At 70.6% G+C, this 22,611-nt stretch carries 16 protein-coding genes, 1 pseudogene and 1 riboswitch; of the genes and pseudogenes, 5 read left to right on the forward strand and 12 right to left on the reverse strand.

Going from position 1 to position 22,611, the window contains the following annotated elements; translation table 11 throughout:
• Positions 1-47: 47 nt before the first annotated feature.
• The 5 genes from FBY35_RS10430 to FBY35_RS10450 form a co-directional block, all read right to left on the reverse strand.
• Positions 48-1,799, reverse strand: coding sequence for an ABC transporter substrate-binding protein (locus tag FBY35_RS10430; protein ID WP_186356903.1), 1,752 nt, complete (start codon positions 1,797-1,799; stop codon positions 48-50).
• A 56-nt stretch (positions 1,800-1,855) separates the two neighbouring features.
• Positions 1,856-2,854, reverse strand: a complete 999-nt coding sequence (locus FBY35_RS10435) for an ABC transporter permease (protein WP_142213520.1) — start codon at positions 2,852-2,854, stop codon at positions 1,856-1,858.
• Positions 2,855-3,317: 463 nt separating this feature from the next.
• Positions 3,318-4,106 (reverse strand): enhanced serine sensitivity protein SseB C-terminal domain-containing protein, encoded by a 789-nt coding sequence (locus FBY35_RS10440; RefSeq protein ID WP_142213521.1) that lies wholly within the window; start codon positions 4,104-4,106, stop codon positions 3,318-3,320.
• An 84-nt stretch (positions 4,107-4,190) separates the two neighbouring features.
• Entirely contained in the window at positions 4,191-4,961 is a 771-nt protein-coding gene (locus FBY35_RS10445; RefSeq protein ID WP_142213522.1) for an enhanced serine sensitivity protein SseB, read from the reverse strand.
• Positions 4,962-5,039: 78 nt separating this feature from the next.
• Positions 5,040-5,702 (reverse strand): AAA family ATPase, encoded by a 663-nt coding sequence (locus FBY35_RS10450; RefSeq protein WP_142213523.1) that lies wholly within the window; start codon positions 5,700-5,702, stop codon positions 5,040-5,042.
• A 145-nt stretch (positions 5,703-5,847) separates the two neighbouring features.
• Positions 5,848-5,943: riboswitch (glycine riboswitch) on the forward strand.
• Positions 5,944-6,091: 148 nt separating this feature from the next.
• Here FBY35_RS10450 and gcvT point away from each other — a divergent pair.
• From gcvT to FBY35_RS10470, 4 genes are all read left to right on the forward strand, one after another.
• Entirely contained in the window at positions 6,092-7,216 is a 1,125-nt protein-coding gene (gcvT, locus tag FBY35_RS10455; RefSeq protein ID WP_142213524.1) for a glycine cleavage system aminomethyltransferase GcvT, read from the forward strand.
• A 58-nt stretch (positions 7,217-7,274) separates the two neighbouring features.
• Positions 7,275-7,649, forward strand: a complete 375-nt coding sequence (gene gcvH / locus FBY35_RS10460; protein ID WP_142213525.1) for a glycine cleavage system protein GcvH — start codon at positions 7,275-7,277, stop codon at positions 7,647-7,649.
• 24 nt (positions 7,650-7,673) lie between these two features.
• Positions 7,674-8,933 carry a serine hydroxymethyltransferase gene (gene glyA, locus FBY35_RS10465; protein ID WP_142213526.1) on the forward strand — a complete coding sequence of 420 codons (1,260 nt, stop codon included), beginning with the start codon at positions 7,674-7,676 and terminating at the stop codon, positions 8,931-8,933.
• Positions 8,934-9,058: 125 nt separating this feature from the next.
• The gene (locus FBY35_RS10470; protein WP_142213527.1) at positions 9,059-10,426 is read left to right on the forward strand and encodes an L-serine ammonia-lyase; all 1,368 of its coding nucleotides are present in this window, start codon (positions 9,059-9,061) and stop codon (positions 10,424-10,426) included.
• On the opposite strand, the gene FBY35_RS10475 is transcribed toward FBY35_RS10470, so the two are convergent.
• Complete coding sequence (locus FBY35_RS10475; RefSeq protein ID WP_142213528.1) at positions 10,413-10,991, reverse strand: recombinase family protein; 579 nt, start codon at positions 10,989-10,991, stop codon at positions 10,413-10,415. The genes FBY35_RS10470 and FBY35_RS10475 overlap by 14 nt on opposite strands.
• A gap of 274 nt (positions 10,992-11,265) precedes the next feature.
• Positions 11,266-11,451, reverse strand: a complete 186-nt coding sequence (locus FBY35_RS10480; RefSeq protein WP_142213529.1) for a hypothetical protein — start codon at positions 11,449-11,451, stop codon at positions 11,266-11,268.
• A gap of 688 nt (positions 11,452-12,139) precedes the next feature.
• Here FBY35_RS10480 and FBY35_RS10485 point away from each other — a divergent pair.
• Positions 12,140-14,062 (forward strand): long-chain fatty acid--CoA ligase, encoded by a 1,923-nt coding sequence (locus FBY35_RS10485; protein ID WP_260848573.1) that lies wholly within the window; start codon positions 12,140-12,142, stop codon positions 14,060-14,062.
• A 561-nt stretch (positions 14,063-14,623) separates the two neighbouring features.
• On the opposite strand, the pseudogene FBY35_RS10490 reads toward FBY35_RS10485, so the two are convergent.
• The 5 genes and pseudogenes from FBY35_RS10490 to FBY35_RS10510 form a co-directional block, all read right to left on the reverse strand.
• Positions 14,624-15,158 (reverse strand): annotated as a pseudogene (locus FBY35_RS10490) (esterase-like activity of phytase family protein); the annotation flags it as partial.
• Between the two features lie 531 nt (positions 15,159-15,689).
• Positions 15,690-16,898, reverse strand: coding sequence for a glycosyltransferase (locus tag FBY35_RS10495; RefSeq protein WP_142213530.1), 1,209 nt, complete (start codon positions 16,896-16,898; stop codon positions 15,690-15,692).
• Positions 16,895-17,758: an alpha/beta fold hydrolase gene (locus FBY35_RS10500; protein WP_160159251.1), complete on the reverse strand. Its 864-nt coding sequence runs from the start codon at positions 17,756-17,758 to the stop codon at positions 16,895-16,897. The genes FBY35_RS10495 and FBY35_RS10500 overlap by 4 nt, the downstream gene beginning before the upstream one ends.
• A 2-nt stretch (positions 17,759-17,760) precedes the next feature.
• A complete protein-coding gene (locus tag FBY35_RS10505) occupies positions 17,761-18,015 on the reverse strand; it encodes an acyl carrier protein (RefSeq protein WP_142214998.1) in 255 nt (84 codons plus the stop codon).
• Positions 18,016-18,065: 50 nt separating this feature from the next.
• Positions 18,066-22,592 carry a type I polyketide synthase gene (locus FBY35_RS10510; RefSeq protein ID WP_222123143.1) on the reverse strand — a complete coding sequence of 1,509 codons (4,527 nt, stop codon included), beginning with the start codon at positions 22,590-22,592 and terminating at the stop codon, positions 18,066-18,068.
• Positions 22,593-22,611: the final 19 nt, after the last annotated feature.

The following is a 22,611-nucleotide window of genomic DNA, read 5'->3' on the forward strand; positions in this document are numbered from 1 at the left end:
CGGCGAAGCCCGCGGGCACCAATGCCTTCACCTGCCTTCCGGGGCTGCTACTTCGTGGTGCCGATGTTGAGGTAGTCGTACTGACCGCTGAAGGCAGCCGTGGACACCAGGTTGGTGGCGTTCGGCGAGCGGTACAGCAGGACCTTGAAGTAGGACAGCGGGACGATGACCGCCTGCTCCATGACCTTCTTGTCCACCTCGGTGTAGGCCTTGTTACGGGCCGCCTCGTCGGTGTTCGCGATGGCGTCGTCAAGGAGCTTGTTGACCGCCGGGTCGTTCAGCTCGGAGAGGTTCGTGTTACCGGAGGCGCCGATGGCCTTGCCGTGCACGATCTGCTGCAGGAAGCCGTAGCCGGTCGGCCAGTCGGAGCCCCACTGCATCATGATGAGGCCGATGCCCTCCTTCTTCGTGAACGCCGGGACGCCCGCGTAGTCGGAGAAGTACTTGCTCGACGGGTACTGCTTGATGCTCGCCTCGATGCCGACCTTCTTCAGCGCCTCGACGATCGCGGTGGCCGAGTCGACCTCGCTCTGGCGGTCGCTGCGGGCGGAGATGACGGTCTTGAAGCCCTTCTCCTGGCCACAGGCCTTCAGGTGCTCCTTGGCCTTGGCCACGTCACCCTTGCCACCTTCGGTGGCGTACATGTCGGCCTTCTCGTAGCCCTTGACGTCCGTCGGCAGCACCGTGCTGGCGATGTCACCACGGATCGAGCCGCCCATCGCGGTCTGCACGGAGGCCTTGTCGATGGCGTACTGGACGGCCTTGCGGCACTCGACGTTGTCGAACGGGGCGACCTTGGTGTTGATCGCCGTGTAGACGAGACGGCCACCTGCGGTGTTGTCTGTGCTCGCCTTGAGGTCCGGCTTGCTGAGCACCTGGGCCTGGGTCTGGGTGTCCACACCGCGGCCCGCCAGGTCGGCGTGGATCGTGCCGGCCAGCAGGTCCTTGTCGATGGTCGACTGCGAGACCTTCAGGTTCAGGACGATCTTGTCCGGGTACTGCTTGCGCAGCGGGTCGGTCTTGGCGTCCCAGTTCGGGTTGCGGACGAGGGTGACCTGCTTGCCCTCCTGGTAGCTCTCGAACTTGTAGGAGCCGGAGGAGACGACGGACTTGGTGTAGTCCACGCCCTTGTCCTTGGCCTTCGGCACCGGGGCGGTCTGCGGGGCGCTGACCAGGTAGTCGAAGTCCGCGAAGGGCTTGCTGAGCTTGAAGACGATGGTGTTGTCGTCCGGGGTCTCGATGGACGCGAGGCCCTTGTCGCTCTTGTCCTTGTACGGACCCTTGTACTTGGCCGGGTCGGCCAGCAGCTGCTGGAAGTAGTTCGGGCCGAGGGAGAGCACGTCACGCGCGAAGTTGGAGCGCTCGACGGCGTACTTGACGTCCTTCGAGGTCACCACGGTGCCGTCGTCGTACTTGACGCCTGCGCGGATCTTGTACGTCCAGGTCTTGCCGCCCTCGGACGGCGTGCCCTTGGCCTCGGCCAGGTCGGGGACGAGCTCGTTGCCCGCCTCGCCCGGAGCGGGCTTGAACGTCATCAGCGGACGGGCGTACAGCCGGCTGAAGTTGTAGATGAAGGCGTAGTACGTGTTGCCCGGGTCGAAGGACTCCGGGGCGTCGGCCATCGCGTAGGTGACCGTGCCGCCCTTCTTGTCGGAGACATTGACCATGGACTTCGTGGCGGCGTTGGCGCCGGCGGCCTTGCCGTTGCCACCGTCCTTGTCCTCGGCCTTACTGCAGCCCGCGAGCACGAGGCTCGCGCTGCTGATGACCGCGAGTGCGGCCACTGCTGACCTTCGCATGATGGTCGGTTCCCCTTCGTTGTCGGAAACTTGATTGGGACTCAGCCCGGCAGACATCAGCGGCTGCGTGGGTCGAGCGCATCCCGGAGGCCGTCACCGAGCAGGTTGAACGCCAGCACGGTGACGAAGATGGCAAGGCCGGGCACGACCATGTACTGCGGGTCGACCTCGAAGAAGTCCTTTGCCTGGTTGAGCATTCCTCCCCAGGAGGCCTGGGGAGGCTGGATCCCGACGCCGAGGAAGCTGAGCGAAGCCTCGAAGATGATGTTGGTCGGGATGAGCAGCGTCGAGTAGACGATGATCGGCGCGACGAGGTTCGGCAGCAGTTCCTTGAAGAGGATGTAGGGGCCGCGGGCCCCCATCCCGCGCGCGGCGTCCACGAACTCCCGCTCACGCAGCGCCAGCGCCTGACCCCGGACAATCCGGCCCATATAGGGCCAGTTGAAGAAGCCGATGACAAAGATCAGTACGAGGAGGTGGAGCGGCAGGCCTTCGAGACCGAAGGCGCCGCCCTGCAGCGTGGCGGAGATGGCGATGGCGAACAGCAGCAGCGGGAACGCGAGGAACGTGTCCATCAGGCGGCTGATGACCGTGTCGACCCGCCCGCCGTAGTAGCCGGCCACGACACCCAGGATGGTGCCGATGGCGTTGGAGAGAACCGTGGCACCGAAGGCCACCACGAGGGACACCCAGGAGCCCTCAAGGATGCGGGCGAGGATGTCGCGGCCGAACTTCGGCTCGACACCCAGCGGGTGGTCCCAGCTCATTCCGCCGAAGTCGCCCTTGGGAAGGGTGGTGTTCGGGTCGATGAGGTCCTGGTGGAACTGGTTCGGGTCGAGCCCGAGCATCGACTGGATCGGTCTCGAGAGCGCGGCTGTCAGAATCAGCAGCACCACGACGATGCCGCCTACGACGGCCACCTTGTCGCGCTTGAAGCGCGTCCAGGCGATCTGCCCGAGCGAACGGCCCTCGATCTGCTTGGACTCGACGCCCTTCAGCACAGCCTCGGGCGCAACGTCGGTCTGCGATCCAGTGGTCTCAATGGGTGCGGTCATCGTCCCTCGTGCTAGCCCGTGCCGGCGGTTGCCGACGGTGCGCTGACGCCCGCACCGGGTCGACGGTGCGATCGTCCGGCTGCTGTATTACCGGTGATGCGGGTGGTTTGGCGGGTTGGGGCGCGTGAGCCATTGAACTCAACTGCACACATGTCCGACGCCCCGCGCCTGCCGGGAGTCTTCAACGCTCTCGCGATCACCCGCCAGACCCCCCGGGGAATGTTTGCTCAAACGTGATGAGGGGAGGAGTGTTCCGTTATACGGACGGCGGCGCCGACTGAGCGGACCGTCAGCTACCGCAAATGGGTTGATAGTTGAGCGAGATATCGCCATGCGGACAGCAAGAGCTCATTCGAATACCAGGCATTTGAAGTCTCAAGCACGCACATTCGGCCCCGAACACCGGTGCGCAGCATGGAAATAGGAACGACCGCTTCGCAAAAAGGGTGAAATCGCCCTCGACTCAGGGGCCGTGGGGCGGAGGGTAGCCGTAGCCTCCGCCTGCTGGTGCGCCGCCGTGAGCGTCGCGGTCGTAGAAGGGGCGGGCATTGGCCCGCAGCCACATCGTCACCGGGTCGTACTCGTCGGACATCGCGACCGTGGAGACCGGCAGCCCGTCAGGGACCGCGGCGATCGACTGCTGCATCATCGCCCGCACCGTGTCCACGGACTGCCTGCTCGTGTCGTACAGATCGAGCCCGATGGCGAGATACGGAGCACCGAGCGCGGGCTGCACCCAGGCACGGCGCAGGGAGCGGACCGCGGGTGTGCGGTGGGCGTTCTGCGAGAGCAGGGCGTAGAACTGCGGGATCTCGATGGCCGGTTCGGACAGCCGCAGGGGTCCTGCGGGCATTCGGTCGAGTCCGGTGGCGATCCGGCGAAGGTCGAGCCAGGGGATGCCGACGCCGCCGCCGGGGGCATGCGGATTGAGCCAGATCCCCCAGCGCTCGGGATAGAGGGCGCGGGCGATGTCGGGGCCGCCGATCACTTCGTGCGCGCGGTTCCAGCCCGAGGCGGAGAGCTCCTGGGCGGAGGTCACGCACGGCGCGTAGCCGACGCCGTCGACCTCCATGTTCCCGTACTGGGCGTCGGGTGAGCCGGACTGGCCGTGCCAGAGCAGCATCCAGAGCCTGCCGCCCGCCGGGTCGGCGATGGCCTGCAGCAGCGCCTCGTACGCGTCGTAGCGTCCGGGTGTCACCTGGCGCAGCATGTGCTCGACCTGCCCCGCCGCCGCGGTGCCTGACGCACTCACCCTGGGTCCCGCCCCTCTTCGATCGACCAGTCCAGCTTAGACGGCAGCACTGACACCGGCGTGACGCGTACGCATGCCGGACGGCTACGCGTGCTGTCGTTGGTAGAAGGGCCGCACGCGCTCAAGCATCCACTGTCCGACCGGGTCCTGCGCGACATCCAGAAGTACGAGATTGACCGGCCAGGGCACCTGGACCCGGCCCAGCGCCCGGCCGAGGGCGTCCATGGGGGCATTGCGTTCGACGGCCTCCCGGGAGGAGACCTGGACACCGACGAAAAGGGAGGGCGGCTCGCCCTCGACGGATGCGAGCGCGCGGCGGGCGCTCAGGACCACCCCTGAAGACTCGAACTCGCCGGCCGCGGCGGCCAGGAAGTCCACGGGCTCCTCCTGCCAGTCCGGCTCGAAGAGCCTGACCCTGCCGCCGCTCGCGGGGCCGTCCAGGGGCGTGCGGCCGACCCTGCACAGTTCGGCGACGGCGAGCGGGGGCAGCGGGGCACCGACGGTGCCGCCCGGATTGACGGCGATGCCGAGCTGCGGAGGCAGTCCGCGGGCGAACTCGCGGGCGGGGGCCACGGTGAAGGACATATGGCTGCCGACGCAGGCCATGAACTGCTGCTCGGAGCTGAAGACCGGGACGTATGCGGCGCCCTCGATCTCCATCGTGGGCAGATCGAGATTCGGACTGTCGTTGCTGCCGCCGTTGGGCAGCGGCACCCAGACCTGGCTGCGGCCGAGCACCTCGACGAGACGCCCTCCGGCGGATGCGTTGCCGAGGGAGGCAGCGAGCACCTCTTCGAGCTCGTTGGCCGGCCAGCCGCCGTAGGGGTGCGGTTGGGCGTGCTCGGGTGTGTGCATGGCGGTCCTTGTCCCCCGGACGTTGTGCGGTCTGCCCGTCGACGATAACGCGGGCCGGGGGGGCGTTCCCCACCCCGCCTACCGGAAGCCGACCCGTCCCAGCGCCCCCGCCGCGTCGCGGTCGAGCAGGACCGCCGACGCGCAGCCCACCGGCAGCCGCCCGGCCTCCGCGTCCGCGATCAGGCGGCCCACCGCCCGCCGGTGCCGGGCGAAGGCGTATCCGGAGACGCCGCGGCCGCGCTCACGCTGGCCCGCACGCGCGACCTTCGGGCTCACGTCGAGCAGGAGCAGATGCAGCCCGCTCCCCCGGCGCCGCGCCTCGCGGGCCAGCCAGCGCCGCACCCAGGCCTGGGTGCCGCAGTCGTGTACGACGACGCTCTCGCCGGAGCGCAGCGCGCGCCGCAGTCCGGCGTAGTGGGCTAGGCGGACCAGCGGGCGGTAGACGGCGTACGGCAGCAGCCGCGGCATCCGCGCGTCCCACCGGTCGCGGGTGTCCTGCGAGTCGATGCCGCGCCCGGTCGCCGCGCGCCGGATCAGCGTGGACTTTCCGCTGCCGGGCAGGCCGGAGACGACGACCACGTCGCCGACGGCGAAGACCAGACTTCTCGGGCTGCGCCCGGAGCGGTCCCTGAGGTCACGCAGCACGGGCACGGGCGCCCCGAGCAGTCGCCGCGCGGGCAGGGCCGGCCGGGCCGGCACCCCCGCGGTCGTCGCGCAGGCCTCGGACCTCTGCAACGTCATCACCCTCCCCATGTCGGGTTACCCACCCTTGCCCATGAAGTGTAAAGAAACGGTAATGCGGCACAACCGTTTTGCAGTGAGGCCGGGGACCCCACTTCGCCGGAATGCGTGCAATGATGTGCGCGCCAACTGCATACCGGCCGCTTGAATCCACGCGGGAGAGTCCTGGCCACTGTGCGCCGGGCGCCGAAGGAGCAAGTCCCTCCCTTGAATCTCTCAGGCCCCGTACCGCGTGTGATGAGGCAGATCTGAAAAGCGAGCCGCTGTCGAGTGGCTCCACCCAAGGTGCAAGTCGCAACCACCTGTACGTACGGTTGCGACGAACCTCTCAGGTTCCGATGACAGATGGGGAGGATCGTCCTCATCGGCCTGCCCTGGGAGCCACATCTATGTGCAACGCCCCCCGTCTGACTGCCCTCGACGCCCTGCACCGGTCTCTCGGCGCGACCATGACCGACTTCGCGGGCTGGGACATGCCGCTGCGGTACGCCAGTGAGCGCGACGAGCACAATGCCGTCCGTACGAAGGCGGGACTCTTCGACCTCTCCCACATGGGCGAGATCACGGTCACCGGTCCCCGGGCCGCCGATCTGCTCGACTACGCGCTGGTCGGCAACATCGGTTCCGTCGGCGTCGGCCGCGCCCGCTACACGATGATCTGCCGGGAGGACGGCGGCATCGTCGACGATCTGATCGTGTACCGCCTCGGCGAGAGCGAGTACATGGTCGTCGCCAACGCGGGCAACGCGCAGATCGTTCTCGACGCGCTGACCGAGCGCTCCCGCGGCTTCGACGCCGAGGTCCGCGACGACCGCGACGCGTACGCCCTGATCGCTGTCCAGGGCCCCGAGTCCCCCGGCATCCTGAAGTCCCTCACCGACGCCGACCTCGACGGCCTCAAGTACTACGCGGGCCTGCCCGGCACCGTCGCGGGCGTCCCCGCCCTGATCGCCCGCACCGGCTACACCGGTGAGGACGGCTTCGAGCTCTTCGTCGAGCCGCAGTACGCCGAGAAGCTCTGGCAGGCGCTGACCGAGGCCGGTGCCCCGGTCGGTCTGATCCCCTGTGGGCTCTCCTGCCGCGACACCCTGCGCCTGGAGGCGGGCATGCCGCTGTACGGGCATGAGCTGACCACCGCGCTGACCCCGTTCGACGCGGGTCTCGGCCGGGTCGTGAAGTTCGAGAAGACCACCAACGACAGCCGCTTCGTGGGCCGCGAGGCCCTGCAGGCCGCCGCCGAACGCGCCGAGACCGAGCCGCCGCGCAGGCTCGTAGGTCTGATCGCCGAGGGCCGCCGGGTCCCGCGCGCCGGCATGTCCGTCGTCGCCGGCGGCGAGGTGATCGGTGAGGTCACCTCGGGCGCCCCTTCGCCGACCCTGGGCAAGCCGATCGCCATGGCCTACGTGGACCCGGCGCACGCCGCACCGGGCACTCAGGGCGTCGGCGTGGACATCCGCGGTACGCATGAGCCGTACGAGGTTGTCGCGCTGCCGTTCTACAAGCGCCAGAAGTGACCTTCAGCACCACCATGCCCTTCACCAGCACTCCCCCGCGTACAGGAGAATTCAGGCCATGAGCAACCCCCAGCAGCTGCGCTACAGCAAGGAGCACGAGTGGCTGTCGGCCGCCGAGGACGGCGTGTCGACGGTCGGTATCACGGAGCACGCGGCCAACGCGCTCGGCGACGTGGTGTTCGTACAGCTCCCGGAGGTCGGTGACACGGTGACCGCGGGCGAGACCTGCGGCGAGCTGGAGTCGACCAAGTCCGTCAGCGACCTGTACTCCCCGGTCACCGGTGAGGTCGTCGCGGCCAACCAGGACGTCGTGGACGACCCGTCGCTGGTGAACTCCGCCCCCTTCGAGGGTGGCTGGCTGTTCAAGGTGCGCGTCGCGGAGGAGCCGAAGGATCTTCTCTCCGCCGACGAGTACACCCAGTTCTCCGGCTGACCACGAGACCGTAGGGATCGCCTGATGTCGCTTCTCAACACCCCTCTCCACGAGCTGGACCCGGACGTCGCCGCCGCCGTCGACGCCGAGCTCCACCGCCAGCAGTCCACCCTCGAGATGATCGCCTCGGAGAACTTCGCTCCGGTCGCCGTCATGGAGGCCCAGGGCTCCGTCCTCACCAACAAGTACGCCGAGGGCTATCCGGGCCGCCGCTACTACGGCGGCTGCGAGCACGTCGATGTCGTCGAGCAGATCGCCATCGACCGCATCAAGGCCCTGTTCGGCGCCGAGCACGCCAACGTGCAGCCGCACTCGGGCGCCCAGGCGAACGCGGCCGCGATGTTCGCGCTGCTCAAGCCGGGCGACACGATCATGGGCCTGAACCTCGCCCACGGCGGTCACCTGACCCACGGCATGAAGATCAACTTCTCCGGCAAGCTGTACAACGTGGTCGCGTACCACGTCGACGAGCAGACCGGTCAGGTCGACATGGCCGAGGTCGAGCGGCTCGCCAAGGAGTCCAAGCCGAAGCTGATCGTGGCCGGCTGGTCCGCGTACCCGCGTCAGCTGGACTTCGCCGCCTTCCGCCGGATCGCGGACGAGGTCGGCGCGTATCTGATGGTCGACATGGCCCACTTCGCGGGCCTGGTCGCCGCCGGGCTGCACCCCAACCCGGTGCCGCACGCGCATGTCGTCACCACCACCACGCACAAGACCCTCGGCGGTCCGCGTGGCGGTGTGATCCTTTCGACGCAGGAACTCGCCAAGAAGATCAACTCTGCGGTCTTCCCGGGCCAGCAGGGCGGCCCGCTGGAGCACGTCATCGCGGCGAAGGCGGTCTCCTTCAAGGTCGCGGCCTCCGAGGAATTCAAGGAGCGCCAGCAGCGCACGCTGGACGGCGCCCGCATCCTCGCGGAGCGCCTGGTCCAGGACGACGTCACGGAGCACGGCGTCTCCGTCCTGTCGGGCGGCACGGACGTGCACCTGGTGCTGGTCGACCTGCGCAATTCCGAGCTGGACGGCCGGCAGGCCGAGGACCGCCTCCACGAGGTGGGCATCACGGTCAACCGCAACGCCATTCCGAACGACCCCCGGCCGCCGATGGTCACGTCGGGTCTGCGGATCGGCACCCCGGCGCTGGCCACCCGCGGCTTCACGGACGAGGACTTCCGCGAGGTCGCGGACATCATCGCCGAGGCGCTGAAGCCGTCGTACGACACCGAGGCACTGAGCGCACGGGTCTCGGCGCTCGCCGCGAAGCACCCGCTCTACCCCGGTCTGTAACAGCCCGGGTCAAAACAAACGGGGCACCACGCACACTGGTGTGGGCGTGGTGCCCCAAACCACATACCCCATTTCTGCACGACCCCGGCAGACAACGGCGTCTACCAACCCCGCTAGGAGTTCCCGTGGCCATCTCGGTCTTCGACCTGTTCTCGATCGGCATCGGCCCGTCCAGCTCCCATACGGTCGGCCCGATGCGCGCCGCCCGTATGTTCGCGCGGCGCCTCAAGAACGAGGGCCTGCTGGCCCACACCACCGCGATACGGGCCGAGCTCTTCGGCTCGCTCGGGGCGACCGGCCACGGCCACGGCACCCCCAAGGCCGTCCTGCTGGGCCTGGAGGGCAACTCCCCGCGCACCGTCGATGTCGAGACCGCGGACGCCCAGGTCGAGGCCATCCGCAGCAGCGGCAGGCTCAGTCTGCTCGGGGTTCACGAGATCGGCTTCGACTTCGACGAGGACCTGGTGCTGCACCGCCGCAAGGCGCTGCCGTACCACGCCAACGGCATGACGATCTTTGCCTACGACGCCGCGGGCTCCCTGGTCCTGGAGAAGACGTACTACTCGGTCGGCGGCGGTTTCGTGGTCGACGAGGACGCGGTGGGCGAGGACCGGATCGTCCTCGACGACACCGTGCTCAAGTACCCCTTCCGCACCGGCGACGACCTGCTGCGGCTCACCGGGGAGACCGGCCTGTCCATCTCCGCCCTGATGCTGGAGAACGAGAAGGCCTGGCGCTCCGAGGAGGAGATCCGCGAGGGTCTGCTGGAGATCTGGCGGGTCATGCAGGCCTGTGTTGCGCGCGGCATGTCCCGCGAGGGCATCCTTCCCGGCGGCCTCAAGGTCCGCCGCCGCGCGGCCAACTCCGCCCGTCAGCTGCGCGCCGCGGGCGACCCGCTGGCCCACGCCATGGAGTGGATCACGCTCTACGCGATGGCCGTGAACGAGGAGAACGCCGCGGGCGGCCGGGTCGTCACCGCCCCCACCAACGGCGCCGCGGGCATCATCCCGGCCGTGCTGCACTACTACATGAACTTCGTGCCCGGCGCCGACGAGGAGGGCGTGGTCCGTTTCCTGCTCGCCGCGGGCGCGATCGGCATGCTCTTCAAGGAGAACGCCTCCATCTCGGGCGCCGAGGTCGGCTGCCAGGGCGAGGTCGGCTCGGCCTGCTCGATGGCGGCGGGCGCGCTCGCCGAGGTGCTGGGCGGCACCCCCGAGCAGGTCGAGAACGCCGCCGAGATCGGCATGGAACACAACCTCGGGCTGACCTGCGACCCGGTGGGCGGTCTGGTCCAGATCCCGTGCATCGAGCGCAACGGTATGGCGGCCGTGAAGGCCGTGACGGCGGCGAAGATGGCGATGCGCGGCGACGGCAGCCACAAGGTCTCGCTCGACAAGGTCATCAAGACGATGAAGGAGACCGGCGCGGACATGTCGGTGAAGTACAAGGAGACCGCGCGCGGCGGTCTCGCGGTGAACATCATCGAGTGCTGAGGGGACAGGCCCTGACCAGCGCCTTCGTCTCTTTCAGCGCTGTCGGGGCCTTCCCTGCGTGCACAGCGGAAAGTCCCTGCAACCTCTTGATCAGGTGGAGCTCGGCCTCGGCCATCGCGCCCTTCAAGCCCAGCAGGAGCCTGTCACTGTAGTCGGTCGGGTCGTAGAGGCCCTCGGTATCGCCCAGCAGGGCGCCGGAAACCGCGCACAGCTCCATCAACTCGTACCAGTTCCGGCCCGAGCGAGCCAGCCGCGACTTCTCGATGCCCAACACCAGCCCGACGTGGTTCAGCCCGATCTCGCTGACCAACTTCTGGAAGCCGCTGCGGGCCACCCCGCCGGCACCGGACTTGCCCAGGTCCTCATCGATCACCAGCACCCGCTCGGCCGACCAGCCCAGCGCCACCGCCCGATCCACCAGCGCGTACTGCAGCCGGGTCGACTCCTGATGATCCAGGACCTGCTGCATCGACGACTGCCTGATGTAGACCGCTACGAGCCGCTCCCGTTGACGGCCAGTCACCTTGCCGCCGTCCACCCGCTCCCACAGCATGAGCACGGTCATGATGCGTCCCCCTCACCGCTCACCCGACGGGCAGCCGACCCGGCCCCGGCCTCGGGTTTCCTCGCGGGGAGCCGCCGCGCTGCCAGCGTCGCCAGCCACCGCACCGCGATCTGCCGGTTCACCTGGGGCAGCAGGGACCACACCTGATCGCCCGGACCTGTCCGGGCAGCACTCTGGGGAGCACTCCGTCCCGCTCTTCCACAGCGACCGGCCTTCCCCCTTGTCCTCGCGGGATCGCAGCCGCTCGACCACGGCGACCAACTGCAACAGTCCCTCACGCGCGATGACCGGTCGGCTCGAAGACTTTCGCCCAGCTCGTGGACTTCAGTGGCAGCCCGCTTTCCGACAGCCATAGCTTCGCCGGCTTCAGACCGTCCTCGCCGTCGACGAGCAGCCGCATCCGCTCGGTGGCCGTCAGCCGCCCAACGTGCTCTCGCCGTGCGGCCGTCCTGGCGTCCACCGCACCCGCCCGGCCCGGTGAACTCCTGCACGACCCGCAGGCCAGGCAGCCGCTCGTAGGCGCCGCGGGTGCGGGTGCGGGCCACCGCCAAGGCGCGCGTCCTCATCCGGTAGCCCTCGAACGCTGGAGCGCCGGATGGCCGACGTGGAAGGTGTAGCTGGCCCGATTGGCCCCAGCCTGACCGAACTTGCCCCGCAGTGGACCCTCGGGCGCGGACGATCCTGCGGTCAGGGTGAGGAAGGGGCCGTCGAGAGCCGGGTGTTGGGGGCTCAGTGGCGCAGCGGCACCGGCGGGGAAGACCGAGGCGACTGGGGGAAACGACCGGGTGTCATGCCGGTGCAGATCGGATAGCGGTCCGGCATTGTCCTGACTTCCTTCTCGGTCGTATAGTTACTCCAGAGTAAGGTTACTCGTAGGTCAGGAGTTGGTCGAGATGGTGCCGACGGCGCCTCACGTCGGGACTGCGGCGACCGGCGCTCGCTCGGGCACCTCGCCGCCTGCCGGACGGGCGCCACGTGCCAAGTACGCGGTGCCCGGCGGCGATCGGACGCCGACCCCATGCCGACCACAGCCGCACCGGGGCCGGGCCCCCGCACCCTCCGAGGGCCGCCCGGGCCCGTCACGGTCGCGGCGCGTGAGCCGGTCCCCGCGCAGCACACCTTTCAGCCTTCATGACGAGGAGCCGCACGTGTCAGTCGATCTGGTTGTTCCCGCCGGTGCCCCCGTGCCGGTGGAACCGCACAAGAAGCGGGTGAACGGCGTCGTCATGGAGGTGTCCGTGCCGGCGCTCGTGCCGGCCGTCACCCACGGCTCGCTCGCCGACATCCCCTTCCACAACGCCCGCGAGGCGCCCCACGATGCGGTCCTCAGCGTCAAGGACGCCCACGGCACCTGGCAGGACGTGACCGCGGCGCAGTTCGCAGAGGACGTCCTCGCCGTCGCGAAGGGGCTGATCGCCGAAGGGCTGGAGCCGGGCGACCGTGTGGCGATCATGTCCCGTACGACGTACGAGTGGACGCTCATCGACTTCGCCGCCTGGGCGGCCGGCCTGGTCACCGTCCCCGTCTATCCGACCTCCTCCGCCTTCCAGGCGCGCTGGATCGTCGACAACTCCGGGGCCGTCGCCTGCTTCGTCGAGACCGCCGCACAGGCCAGGATGATCAGCCAGGAACGCCGGCAACTGCCCGGCCTCGCCCACCTGTGGGCGTTCGACACCGGGGCAGTCGCCCAGCTCCGCAAGGCAGGCGAGCAGGGCGGGATCCCGGACGCCGTCGTCACGGCGCGCAGGGCGGGACTGTCGCCGGACACGATCGCGACGCTGATCTACACCTCGGGCACCACCGGCCGCCCGAAAGGCTGCGTGCTCACCCACGCCAACTTCTTCGCCGAAGTCGACAACGCGGTCGAACTGCTGTACCCCGTCTTCAAGTCGGTGAGCAAGGAGCCCGCCTCGACCCTGCTGTTCCTCCCCCTCTCCCACGTCTTCGGCCGCATGGTCGCCATCGGCTGCCTGCGCGCCCGGGTGCGGCTCGGGCACGCACCCTCCATACAGACCGAGGACCTGCTCGCCGACTTGGCCGGCTTCCGGCCGACGTTCCTGCTGGCGATCCCGTACGTATTGGAGAAGGTCTACAACACTGGCCGCGCCACCGCCGAGAAACTGGGCCGCGCCTCCTCCTTCGACCGCGCCGCGAAGATCGCCCAGCGCTACGGGCGGGCTGTGGAGGCGGCCGAACACGGCACCGGCCCCGGCCCTTCGCTCGGCCTCAGGGCGGCTCGGGCCCTGTACGACCCGCTGGTCTACCGCCGGATCAGGGCGGCGCTCGGCGGCAAAGTTCGGTACGCGATCTGCGGCGGCTCGCCCCTGGGCAGCCGGCTCGCCTCGTTCTACGCGGGTGCCGGCATCGAGGTCTTCGAGGGTTACGGACTCACCGAGACCACCGCCGCCTCGACGGCGACCCCGCCACTGCGGCCCCGGCTCGGCACGGTCGGCTGGCCGCTGCCGGGCACGGCGGTGCGCATCGCCGACGATGGCGAGGTGCTGCTGCGCGGCGGCCAGGTCTGCGTCGGCTATTGGGACAGTGAGCGCGGCGTGGCCGCACCCCTGACGGACCCCGAGGGCTGGTTGCCCACCGGCGACCTCGGGGCCCTGGACGACGACGGATATCTGACGATCACCGGACGCAAGAAGGACATCATCATCACGTCCGGCGGCAAGAACGTCGCGCCCGCCCCGCTGGAGGACTGGCTGCGCGCTCATCCGCTGGTGGCACAGTGCATGGTCGTCGGTGACAACCGCTCGTACATCACTGCACTGCTCACGCTCGAGCAGGACGGCATCGACCACTGGCGGCGGATGAAGAAGAAGACCCATCTGCCACTGGCCGATCTGGTCCAGGACGGGGAGTTGCTGGACGCGCTCCAGCGCGCGGTCGACGAGGCCAACCGGCTGGTCTCACGGGCGGAGTCGATCCGCCGCTTCAAGGTGCTGACCGCGGACTTCACGGAAGAGAGCGGCCATCTGACGCCGTCTCTGAAGTTGAAGCGCACGGCGATCGCCCGTGACTTCGAGGCGGAGATCGAGTCCCTGTACGACGGCCGGCGGGACTGAGGCCTCCCCGGGAGGCCGCGGACCTGAGGAGAACCGGAAGGCCGGGAAAAGGGATCAGGAAAGACCCGGGACAAGCCGGGGCAGGGCAGGAGCCCCGGCTCCGTACGACGTATGGGGTCGGGGCTCCTGGTACTGCTCAGTCGTGCGCGATCGCCGACCCTGGCTCTCTTCAAAATGGCCTGAGCTGATGCGGTCGGTGCAGGTCAAGCCGTCTCCTCTCGCGGGGTGACGGTGACGTCGAGGCCCAGGGCTGCGAGTTGGGCGATGAGACGGCGGGTGTGTCGTTCCTTGCCGAGCCGGCGCCCGGGTCAACAGGGGCACCTTGCCCTGCAGGCTGCCCAGCGCCAGGTCCGCCAGTACCCGTGGGTCACGCTCGCCCGCGGCCAGGGCGTCCAGCATGGCCCTGGCCGAACGGCCCCGGCAGCCGCACGAAGGTCACGGTGGTTTCGACACCGCTGCCCACCAGTCGGCCTTCGGCGTCGAAGGCATCCGCTCCGTCCGTCATCCCCAAGTTGTTGTCATCGATCAGCGCCAGGGTCCGACGCCCGGCGAGAGCGAACCCGAGGGACCGTACTCGTCGGCCAGCCAGAAACTGCCGTCCTTCGCCCGCACGATGCCCTCGGCGTCCAGACCGTTCGGGTCGTACGACAGCGGGGTGCTCGCGTCATAGGAATACGGGACCTCGTCCCGCCCGGCCTGGTTCGGCAGGCCTGTCACAGGCTTGCCGGAGGCCGTGGTCACCGGGATCGCGTCGATGACCTCCACCTCGCCCTCGGTCACCCGGATCTTCACGATCGCCGGATTGAAACCGGGCACCGGGAAGGCGCGGCGCTTCTGGTCGTCCACCTTGACCTGGCCGTTCGGCCCCCGGTCGGTGACCGTCCAGTACTTGCCCTTCCGACCGGCCGGATACATGTCGCTGCCGATGCCGCCGAGGTCCACGCCCCGGCCGTCAGCCACCATGCCGGGGCAGCAGACCGTTTCTGAATTCACCCAGCGGTATGTTCCCGAGCGTGGCCGAGCCCGTCACTCGGGCGCCGTCCGCGGTCGCGCCGTTCGCGATACCGGCCACCGGGAGGGTAGCTGCTGACCGCAACGGAGAGCAGGGCCACGGGCAGTGCTGCGCGCTTGAAGCGACGACGGACGCCGCGCCCCTTCGGCAGTGTGGTGGGACATCGAGACTCCTGGGGCGGGGGCACGGACGTTTGAGCACCCCGAGTGTGCACTCCGTCGCCGAACTCCCCACGACGCCGGGGTGAACGCACGGCTACGCGGGGGTGCGCGGGGGTGGCTCCTGATCGAGCGGACAGGCACCGACGCCTGGTGACGACGGCCGTTACTACCTCGGTTGGCCCGAGGCCGGCACGAACGGCCCGGCGCCGACGGCTTGCTCCGCGCAACACAATGCCGGAAGACCGGTCCCGGCCGGGGGCTTGATGCGGGAAGGGACGGTGCGCACTGAGTGGAACGGGCAGTCCCCGGCCTGGCCTTGGCGCCCTGGAAGACCTTGCGGAGCTCGGAGTGCTTCTGGAAGTCGTACCATTCCGAGGGCTCGCGGTGGCCGCGTCGTGGCGCGCGGAGTTCGGGGCGTGTTCGGTCAGCCGCCCCCGGCAGGCGGCGGCCGCGCTCACCCATGTCCAGGCCGTGGAGCTCGGTGTCCGGCAGTTTCCCTGATGGCGAGCTCTTCGAGGAAACCGGCCGCGGTGGTCGCGCCGCCGGCCTGTCTGAAGGAGCGGCTGATGCGGCGGGCGGCCGCGGCGAAGGAGGGCTGTTCGAGCACGAGGTCGAGGGCGGCGCCGACCCGCTCCGCGTCGGCCCGTCCGAATCGCACCCGCACCCCGGCGCCGACTGCGGTGACCTGGGCGGCGACCACGGGCTGGTCGTCGCGGATGGGGGCGACGACCAGGGGGACGCCGTTCCACAGGGCCTCGGTGACGGTGTTGTGCCCGGCGTGGCACACCACGACGGAGGTGCGGGAAAGGAGGGCGAGTTGGGGCACGGCGGGGGCGGTCAGTACGTCGTCGTCGGCGTGTGGTGCGCCCAGCGCGCCGCCGGGGTCGACGACGATCGCACGCATCCGGTCGGCGCGGGCGCGTACGGCCTCTACGCAGTGGGCCAGGAAGCGGGCTCCGGCCTCGCAGTTCACCGTGCCCAGCGTGATCAGGGCGAGCTGCCGCCCGTCGGGGCGGTCCACCCAGTCCCAGTCGAAGGCGTCCATCGGACGGCGCGGGCCGAGCGCGGGTCCGACATACCGCACCGGGCCGTGACCGGCCGTGCGGGGTCCGGTCAGCTCGCTGGTGGAGAAGACCAGGGTGAGCCGGGGCGAGAACCGCAGGTCGTTGCGCGCCGACGGGTCACCGAGGCGGTGGCGCAGGCCGTCGAGGAGGTCGGTGAGCCACTGGTCGACCTTGGGCAGCCCGTTGAGGCTTCCGGACAGTTCGGCGGACGTCGTCGACGAGGTGGCGTAAGGAACTCCGAGCCGTTCGGCGACCAGCGCGCCGGCCACGGTCTGCTGGTCGACGACGACCAGATCGGGCCCGAACTCCATGACGGCGGTGGTCACCCCGGGCGCCATGGCGTGCGCGAGGGGCGCGAAGAACTCGCCCCACAGGTACTTGAGCGCTGCCACGCCCCGCAGGCTGACGGGCCTGCCGTCGAGGTCGGCCGGGCCCGCGCAGGGGAACACGGTGGCTCCGACACCGACCAGGCGGCCGAGCGCCTCGGGACCTCCCGCCCAGGCCACGGAGTGGCCACGCCCGGTGAGTTCGGCCGCGACGGCCGAGACGGGATGGACGTGTCCGGCGAGCGGCGGCACGACGAAGAGGAACCGGCTCATCCCGTCACGCTCCTTGTCAGCACGCGCCGGGCCGCCCAGTCGAGGGCGAGCGCACCGACCCGGTCCGCGTCCTCGACGAGTACCGAGTGCTTCTGCCCTGGCACCACGACGACGTCGCAATGGGGCAGAAGCCGTGCCAGGCGGGCCGTCTCCTCGGCGACCAGACCGTTCTGCCCGTTGATCAGGAGCACCGGGCAGGTGAGGGCGCGTAGTTGGGCGTCGGTCAGGGTGCGGCCCGCGGGAATGTCGTCGGCGATCGTCGTGGCGGCGATCAGCTTCGCGGCAGCCCGGCCGAGGCGCGCGATGTGCGCGTCGTGGCGGGCGTCGCCCTGCCGGGTCGAGGCGAGCGCGCCGTACTCGGCGACGAACCAGGCGAGGGCTTCCTCCTCGGGCAGCTCACTGGTGGCCAGGTGCAGCGCCCCGGCCATGGTCTGCGCCCACTGCGGGGTGGCGGGGCTCGATTCGACGACGGTCACACTCGCGGTGCGCCGCGGATGGTGCACGGCGAAGTCCAGGGCCACGGTGCCGCCGAAGGAGTTGCCGAGCAGATGCACCGGGGCGTCGGGTCCTGCGCTGTCCAGGAGGGCGGCCAGATCCGCGGTGAAGTCCTCGACCCCATAGCCTGTACCGGGGCGTTCGCTGCGGCCGTGGCCGCGAAGGTCGTACATCAGCACGTCGAAGCCCGCGTCCGCGAACTGCGGCCCGAGTGTGAAGTAGAAGCTGGCCAGGCTGTCGATGAAGGCGCCGTGAAGGAAGACGACGGTGGGCGCGCCGCCGTCCGCCGCTGCGGCGTGCGGCCCCGGCCGGTGCGGCAGTTGCTGTACGTGGTGGTCGAGGCCGTTCGCCCGCACCCTGGCCACGGTCAGCGTCCCGTGCCGGTCGTCAGGGCGCTCACGACGTACGCCACCAGATCGCCGACGGTCAGCTCGATGATCTGGTCGAGTTCGAGATCCGCCAGATAGGCAGCGAGGTTGACATCGGTCCCGTACCACTCGGCGAGCAGCCCGGCGAGGGTGACCAGGTCGATGCTCTCCATCTCCAGGTCGTCGGCGAAGCGCGTGTGCTCGGCGATGTCGGCGGTGTCCGGCGCGTAGTCGCCGAGCACCGTGGTGATCATTTCGCTGACCTCCCCGAGGACTTGGGCTCGGGTCGGCGGTGCGGTCGTCTTCACAGGTTGTGCTCCTTTGCTCCGTCGTTCGCTGTCCAGGCCACGACGTACTGCTTGCCCTGGGAACCGGGGGCGGGGGCCGCCACTTGGTCGAGGCGCACCCGGTGGCGGCCGTGCGGGGTCTCGACGAGCAGGCCGTACGTCTGGGCCTGCCGGACGGCGAACTGCCTCGGACTGCCGCGCAGTCCCGTGCCCTCGGCCTTCGCCGCGGCCTCCTTCGCGGCCCAGAAACGGGTGAACCACACCGCCTCGCTCACCGCGGTGGCCTCGCACACCTCGGCGAGCAGGGCGCGTTCCTGCGCGTCCAGGGCAATGCGGCGGATGGTCTCGGCGCGCTCGGCGATCACCTCGATGTCGATGCCGACGCCGACGCCGACGCCGAGGGACTGTTCACGCTGCTCTCGTACGAGGGCCACGGCGGCGTCCGCCCGGTGGGCCAAGGAGAGCTGGAGCGGCGGCAGTCGGCGGCCGTGCACCCCGGTCGCGTACGGGCGCCCCTCGGTGTCGTTGCGAATGCCGATCTCGGCGGGGAACACCGCGCCTGAGCCGTTCTGCCACAGCCGGTGGCGTACCGCGTCCTTGGCGGCGATCCGGCCGAGCAGCCACTGGCGGCGGGTGCGCGGCGGGTGCGCCGCATAGGCGGCGCGTTCCGCGGCGCCGAGCTGGGTGCGCATGATCAGGTCGCGGGATGCCAGCTCGGGCCAGGCGTCGAACAGCAGGGCCCAGCCGCCGGGTCGTGCCTCGGACAGAGAGCGGTGCTCGGGGTAGCCGCCGGCCCGGTCGGCGCCGGGGACGTCGAAGCGGCGGTCCTGCCAGCCGGTGATCTCCGCCCATACGGTGTCGCCGACCGCGATTTGGACGTCGGCGGTGAGGGTCGTCGCGGTGAGCGAGGTGATCTTGATGTGGCAGTCGAGGCGGGTATCGGGGGCGGGTTCGGGTCCGAAGAACCGGTAGGCGCACATGCGGACCGGGAAGACGACCGTGCGCCTGGTGCGTTCGGCGAGGATCCAGTGGCCGAGGAGCTGACCGACGCAGTCGAGGAGGGCGCCGGGAGCCTGCGGGGTGGTGAAGACGCCGCGGATGTGGCTGTCGCCGATCGCGGTGAGCTCGGTGACGCCCTGGAAGGCGGGGCCGTGGAACATCCAGCGGTCCCGGTACAGGTCGAGCGCGCCGATCGTGCAGGGCCGCTCGGCGGCTGCGGCCCGCCAGCGGGCCGGGGGGCGCGGCGGATAGGCGTCGGCGAGTTCGAGGGTGGCGCGGGCGTACGGCTCCAGGGCCACGTGCACGCGGTGTCCGTCCGGGTCCGGTCGCACCTCGACCTCGAGGCGGGTGGCCGGTTCGGCGGCGAGCCACCGCTCCAGGCGTACGTCGTGCACGGCGACGGTACGCCGGCCGGGAAGTGCCCGTTCGGCGGCGTCCATCATGTGCCGCAGCACGGTGGTGGCGGGCACCACGGGGTGCCGGTCGGAGAGGTCGGGCCAGCCGGGGCGCTGCGGGACGAGGCAGTGGTCGAGCAGGTAGGGCATCTCGGCGGCGGAGACGAGGAGTTCGCTGCGGTGAGTGGGCGTCTCCGGCAGAGAGCCGGGGGGCTGGGGCGCGGTGCCTGGTGCTGGTGCTGGGGGTGGGGGTGGGGCGTCGGCGAGGAGCTCCTTCGTGGACGGCGGCCGGGCGAAGGGTAGAACCGTTGCGGCCGGGGCCGGTGGCCGGGTGTGCGCTGTGGTGGCGCTCCCGCGCCCCGGGGCCATGGCCCTCTGCGCGCCGGGGAACAGCGCCGCCGCGGTGTCCGCCGTCTCCGCGAGGGATGCGCGCAGGGCGGCGACCGCCGGGAAGCGTTCGGCCAGTGCGTCCAGGCGGCCCGGCACCTGGCCGCCCACCGCGGCGAGCAGACGGGCGCGTAGGTCGGCGCGAACGGCGTCGGGCAGGGAGACCGAGGCTGCGCCCAGGTCCAGACGGACCGCGGTGCCGTGGGGCGGAGTCGGCAGGAGCCCGGAGCCGAGGGCGGCCTCGGCCTGCTCGCTGCCTTCCGTCCACAGCGCGGCCACGACCCGGCGCAGCTGGTCGAGCCCGCCGTGGCGCGGGCTGTCCGCCGGCACGGTCAGAAAGTCGCGGCCTTCCAGCGTCGCGGCGATGAGCGAGCCGAGCTGCCCGGTGCCCACCTGTACGAAGGCCCGATACCCGGCGGCGTACATGGCCTGGATCAGCGGCCGGAAGCGCACCGGCTCGACGAGGTGGCGTGCGAACAGCTCACGCACCTCGTCGGGCGACGTGGGGAAGGGCGCCGCCGTGGTGCCCGACCACACGGGGACGCGGGGCGCCCGCACCGGGGCGCGGTATACGCCTTCGGTGAGGGGCCCCAGGTAGGGGGCGAGCATCGGGGTGTGGAAGCCGGAGCGGAACGGCAGGGTCCGGGCGATGACCTGGCGGGCGCGGAAGTCGCGGACGAGCGCGTCCACTGCGTCAGGGGCGCCGCAGATCATGGACTGGGCAGGGGCGTTGTCGTGCGAGAGCACCACGTCGGTGCGGTCGCCGAGCAGGTCCTGAACCTGTTCGGCGGGCGCGCCGATCACGGCGAAGGCGACGCCGGGCACGCACAGCCGGGCGGGGTCGAAGTCGGCCAGGAGCGCGTCCGCGGTGGCGATGTCGTACAGGCCGCCGGCGAGCATCGCGGACCATTCGCCGATGCTGTGTCCGGCCACCCCGTCGGGGGCGATGCCGAGCGCGCGCAGCGCGGCGTCCAGGACGCGGCCGACGGCAAGGACTCCGATGCCGTGGCGTCCGAGGTCGCCCACGCGGGCGTCGGCCGGGACGGCGAGCCCGAAGTGGTCGGCGACCTCGGCGACGCGCGGGGCGAACTCGGCCTCCAGACCGGGGAAGACGAACGCCACCTTGCCCGGCTCGGTCCCGGTGAGCAGCGGGTCGGGCGTGAACCACACATCGCCCCGTCCGCGCCAGGCCTGCCCCTTGGCGACCGCGCGCCGGGCCAGCGCGAGGCGGCGGGCGTCGGGGGCGACGACCGCGAGGCGGACCCGGCCACCCGGGGCGGGGGCCCGGCCGGCGCCGGCGAGCAGCGTGGCGTCGTCGGCTTCCAGGAGTTCGGCGAGGTGTGTGGCGCTGTCGGCGGTCAGGCGCAGCACCCGCTCGGGCTCGCGGATCCGGGTGCGGGTGGGCACGGGAACGCCTTGGGGGGCTTGTTCGAGTACGACGTGGGCGTTGATGCCGCCGAATCCGAAGGCGTTGACCGCGGCCCTGCGCACCAGCGCCTCCCACGGCTGCGCGGCGGCCAGGGGCCGGAAGCGGGTGCGGGCGAGGGCGGGGTGCGGGTCGTCGCAGTGCAGGGTGGGCAGCAGGGTGGCGTGGTGCACGGCGAGCGCGGCCTTGACCAGGCCGGCGATACCGGCGGCGGGCATGGTGTGGCCGATCATCGACTTCACCGAGCCGATCACGGCATCCGTTTCTGTCGGCTCTGCTTCGGGCGGCCCGAAGGCCTCCGCCAGCGTGGCGAGTTCGGCCGCGTCCCCGGTCGGCGTTCCGGTGCCGTGCGCCTCCAGGAGACCGATGGAGTGCGGCGCCCTGGGATCGAGTCCGGCCGCCTGCCAGGCCTGGCGTACTGCACGGGCCTGGCCGCCGGGGTCGGGACTGACCAGGCTCGCGCCGCGCCCGTCGGCGGCGACGCCGGTGCCGCGGATGACGGCGTAGACACGGTCGCCGTCGCGTTCGGCGTCGATGAGGCGTTTCAGTACGACGATGCCGGTGCCCTCGCCGATCAGCAGACCGTCGGCCGCCGCGTGGAAGGGGCGGCTGCGCTCGCTCTGGGAGAGCGCGCCGAGGCGGGCGAAGACGCTCCACAGGGTGATGTCGTGGCAGTGGTGCACTCCCCCGGCGAGCATCACGTCGCAGCGCCCTGAGGCGAGTTCGGCGACGGCTTGGTCGACGGCGACGAGGGAGGAGGCGCAGGCGGCATCGGTGGTGTAGGCGGGGCCGCGCAGGTCGAGGCGGTTGGCGATGCGGGACGCGGCCAGATTGGGGACCAGGCCGATCGCGGCGTCCGGGTGGTCCGGGCCGAGCCGGTCGGCGAAGGCGTCCTCGATGCGGTTCAGTGCTTCGGCGTCCAGTTCCGGCAGCAACTCGCCGAGGGTGCGGACGAGTTGGTGAGCGGTGCGGACGCGCTGGTCGTTGCGGGCCTGGGCGGGGGTGAGATAGCCGCCGCGGCCGAGGACGACGCCGATGCGTTCCCGGGGCGGCAGCCGGTGCTCACCGCCCGCGTCGGCGAGGGCGCGGGCGGCGACCCGCAGGGCGATCAGCTGGTCCGGTTCAGTGCCGGGCACCGCGCTGGGCATCACGCCGAACCGTGCCGGGTCCACAGTGGCGTACTGGTCGACGAATCCACCACGTCTGCAGTAGATGCGCCGCGGGTAGTGGGTGGCGTCCCAGCGGTGGGCCGGCACCTCGGTGATGCAGTCGGCGCCGGTGCTGAGGTTGTGCCAGTACGTGTCGAGGTCGGGGGCACCCGGCACGAGTACTGCCATGCCGACGATGGCCACGGGG

This window comes from Streptomyces sp. SLBN-118 (assembly GCF_006715635.1).
GTDB lineage: Bacteria > Actinomycetota > Actinomycetes > Streptomycetales > Streptomycetaceae > Streptomyces.

Coding starts and splice junctions, on each gene's coding strand:
- FBY35_RS10430 (WP_186356903.1), bottom strand. CDS start 1,799: ATGCGAAGGTCAGCAGTGGCCGCACTCGCGGTCATCAGCAGCGCGAGC.
- FBY35_RS10435 (WP_142213520.1), bottom strand. CDS start 2,854: ATGACCGCACCCATTGAGACCACTGGATCGCAGACCGACGTTGCGCCC.
- FBY35_RS10445 (WP_142213522.1), bottom strand. CDS start 4,961: ATGCACACACCCGAGCACGCCCAACCGCACCCCTACGGCGGCTGGCCG.
- FBY35_RS10450 (WP_142213523.1), bottom strand. CDS start 5,702: ATGACGTTGCAGAGGTCCGAGGCCTGCGCGACGACCGCGGGGGTGCCG.
- gcvT (WP_142213524.1), top strand. CDS start 6,092: ATGTGCAACGCCCCCCGTCTGACTGCCCTCGACGCCCTGCACCGGTCT.
- gcvH (WP_142213525.1), top strand. CDS start 7,275: ATGAGCAACCCCCAGCAGCTGCGCTACAGCAAGGAGCACGAGTGGCTG.
- glyA (WP_142213526.1), top strand. CDS start 7,674: ATGTCGCTTCTCAACACCCCTCTCCACGAGCTGGACCCGGACGTCGCC.
- FBY35_RS10475 (WP_142213528.1), bottom strand. CDS start 10,991: ATGACCGTGCTCATGCTGTGGGAGCGGGTGGACGGCGGCAAGGTGACT.
- FBY35_RS10495 (WP_142213530.1), bottom strand. CDS start 16,898: ATGAGCCGGTTCCTCTTCGTCGTGCCGCCGCTCGCCGGACACGTCCAT.
- FBY35_RS10505 (WP_142214998.1), bottom strand. CDS start 18,015: ATGATCACCACGGTGCTCGGCGACTACGCGCCGGACACCGCCGACATC.
- FBY35_RS10510 (WP_222123143.1), bottom strand. CDS start 22,592: ATGGCAGTACTCGTGCCGGGTGCCCCCGACCTCGACACGTACTGGCAC.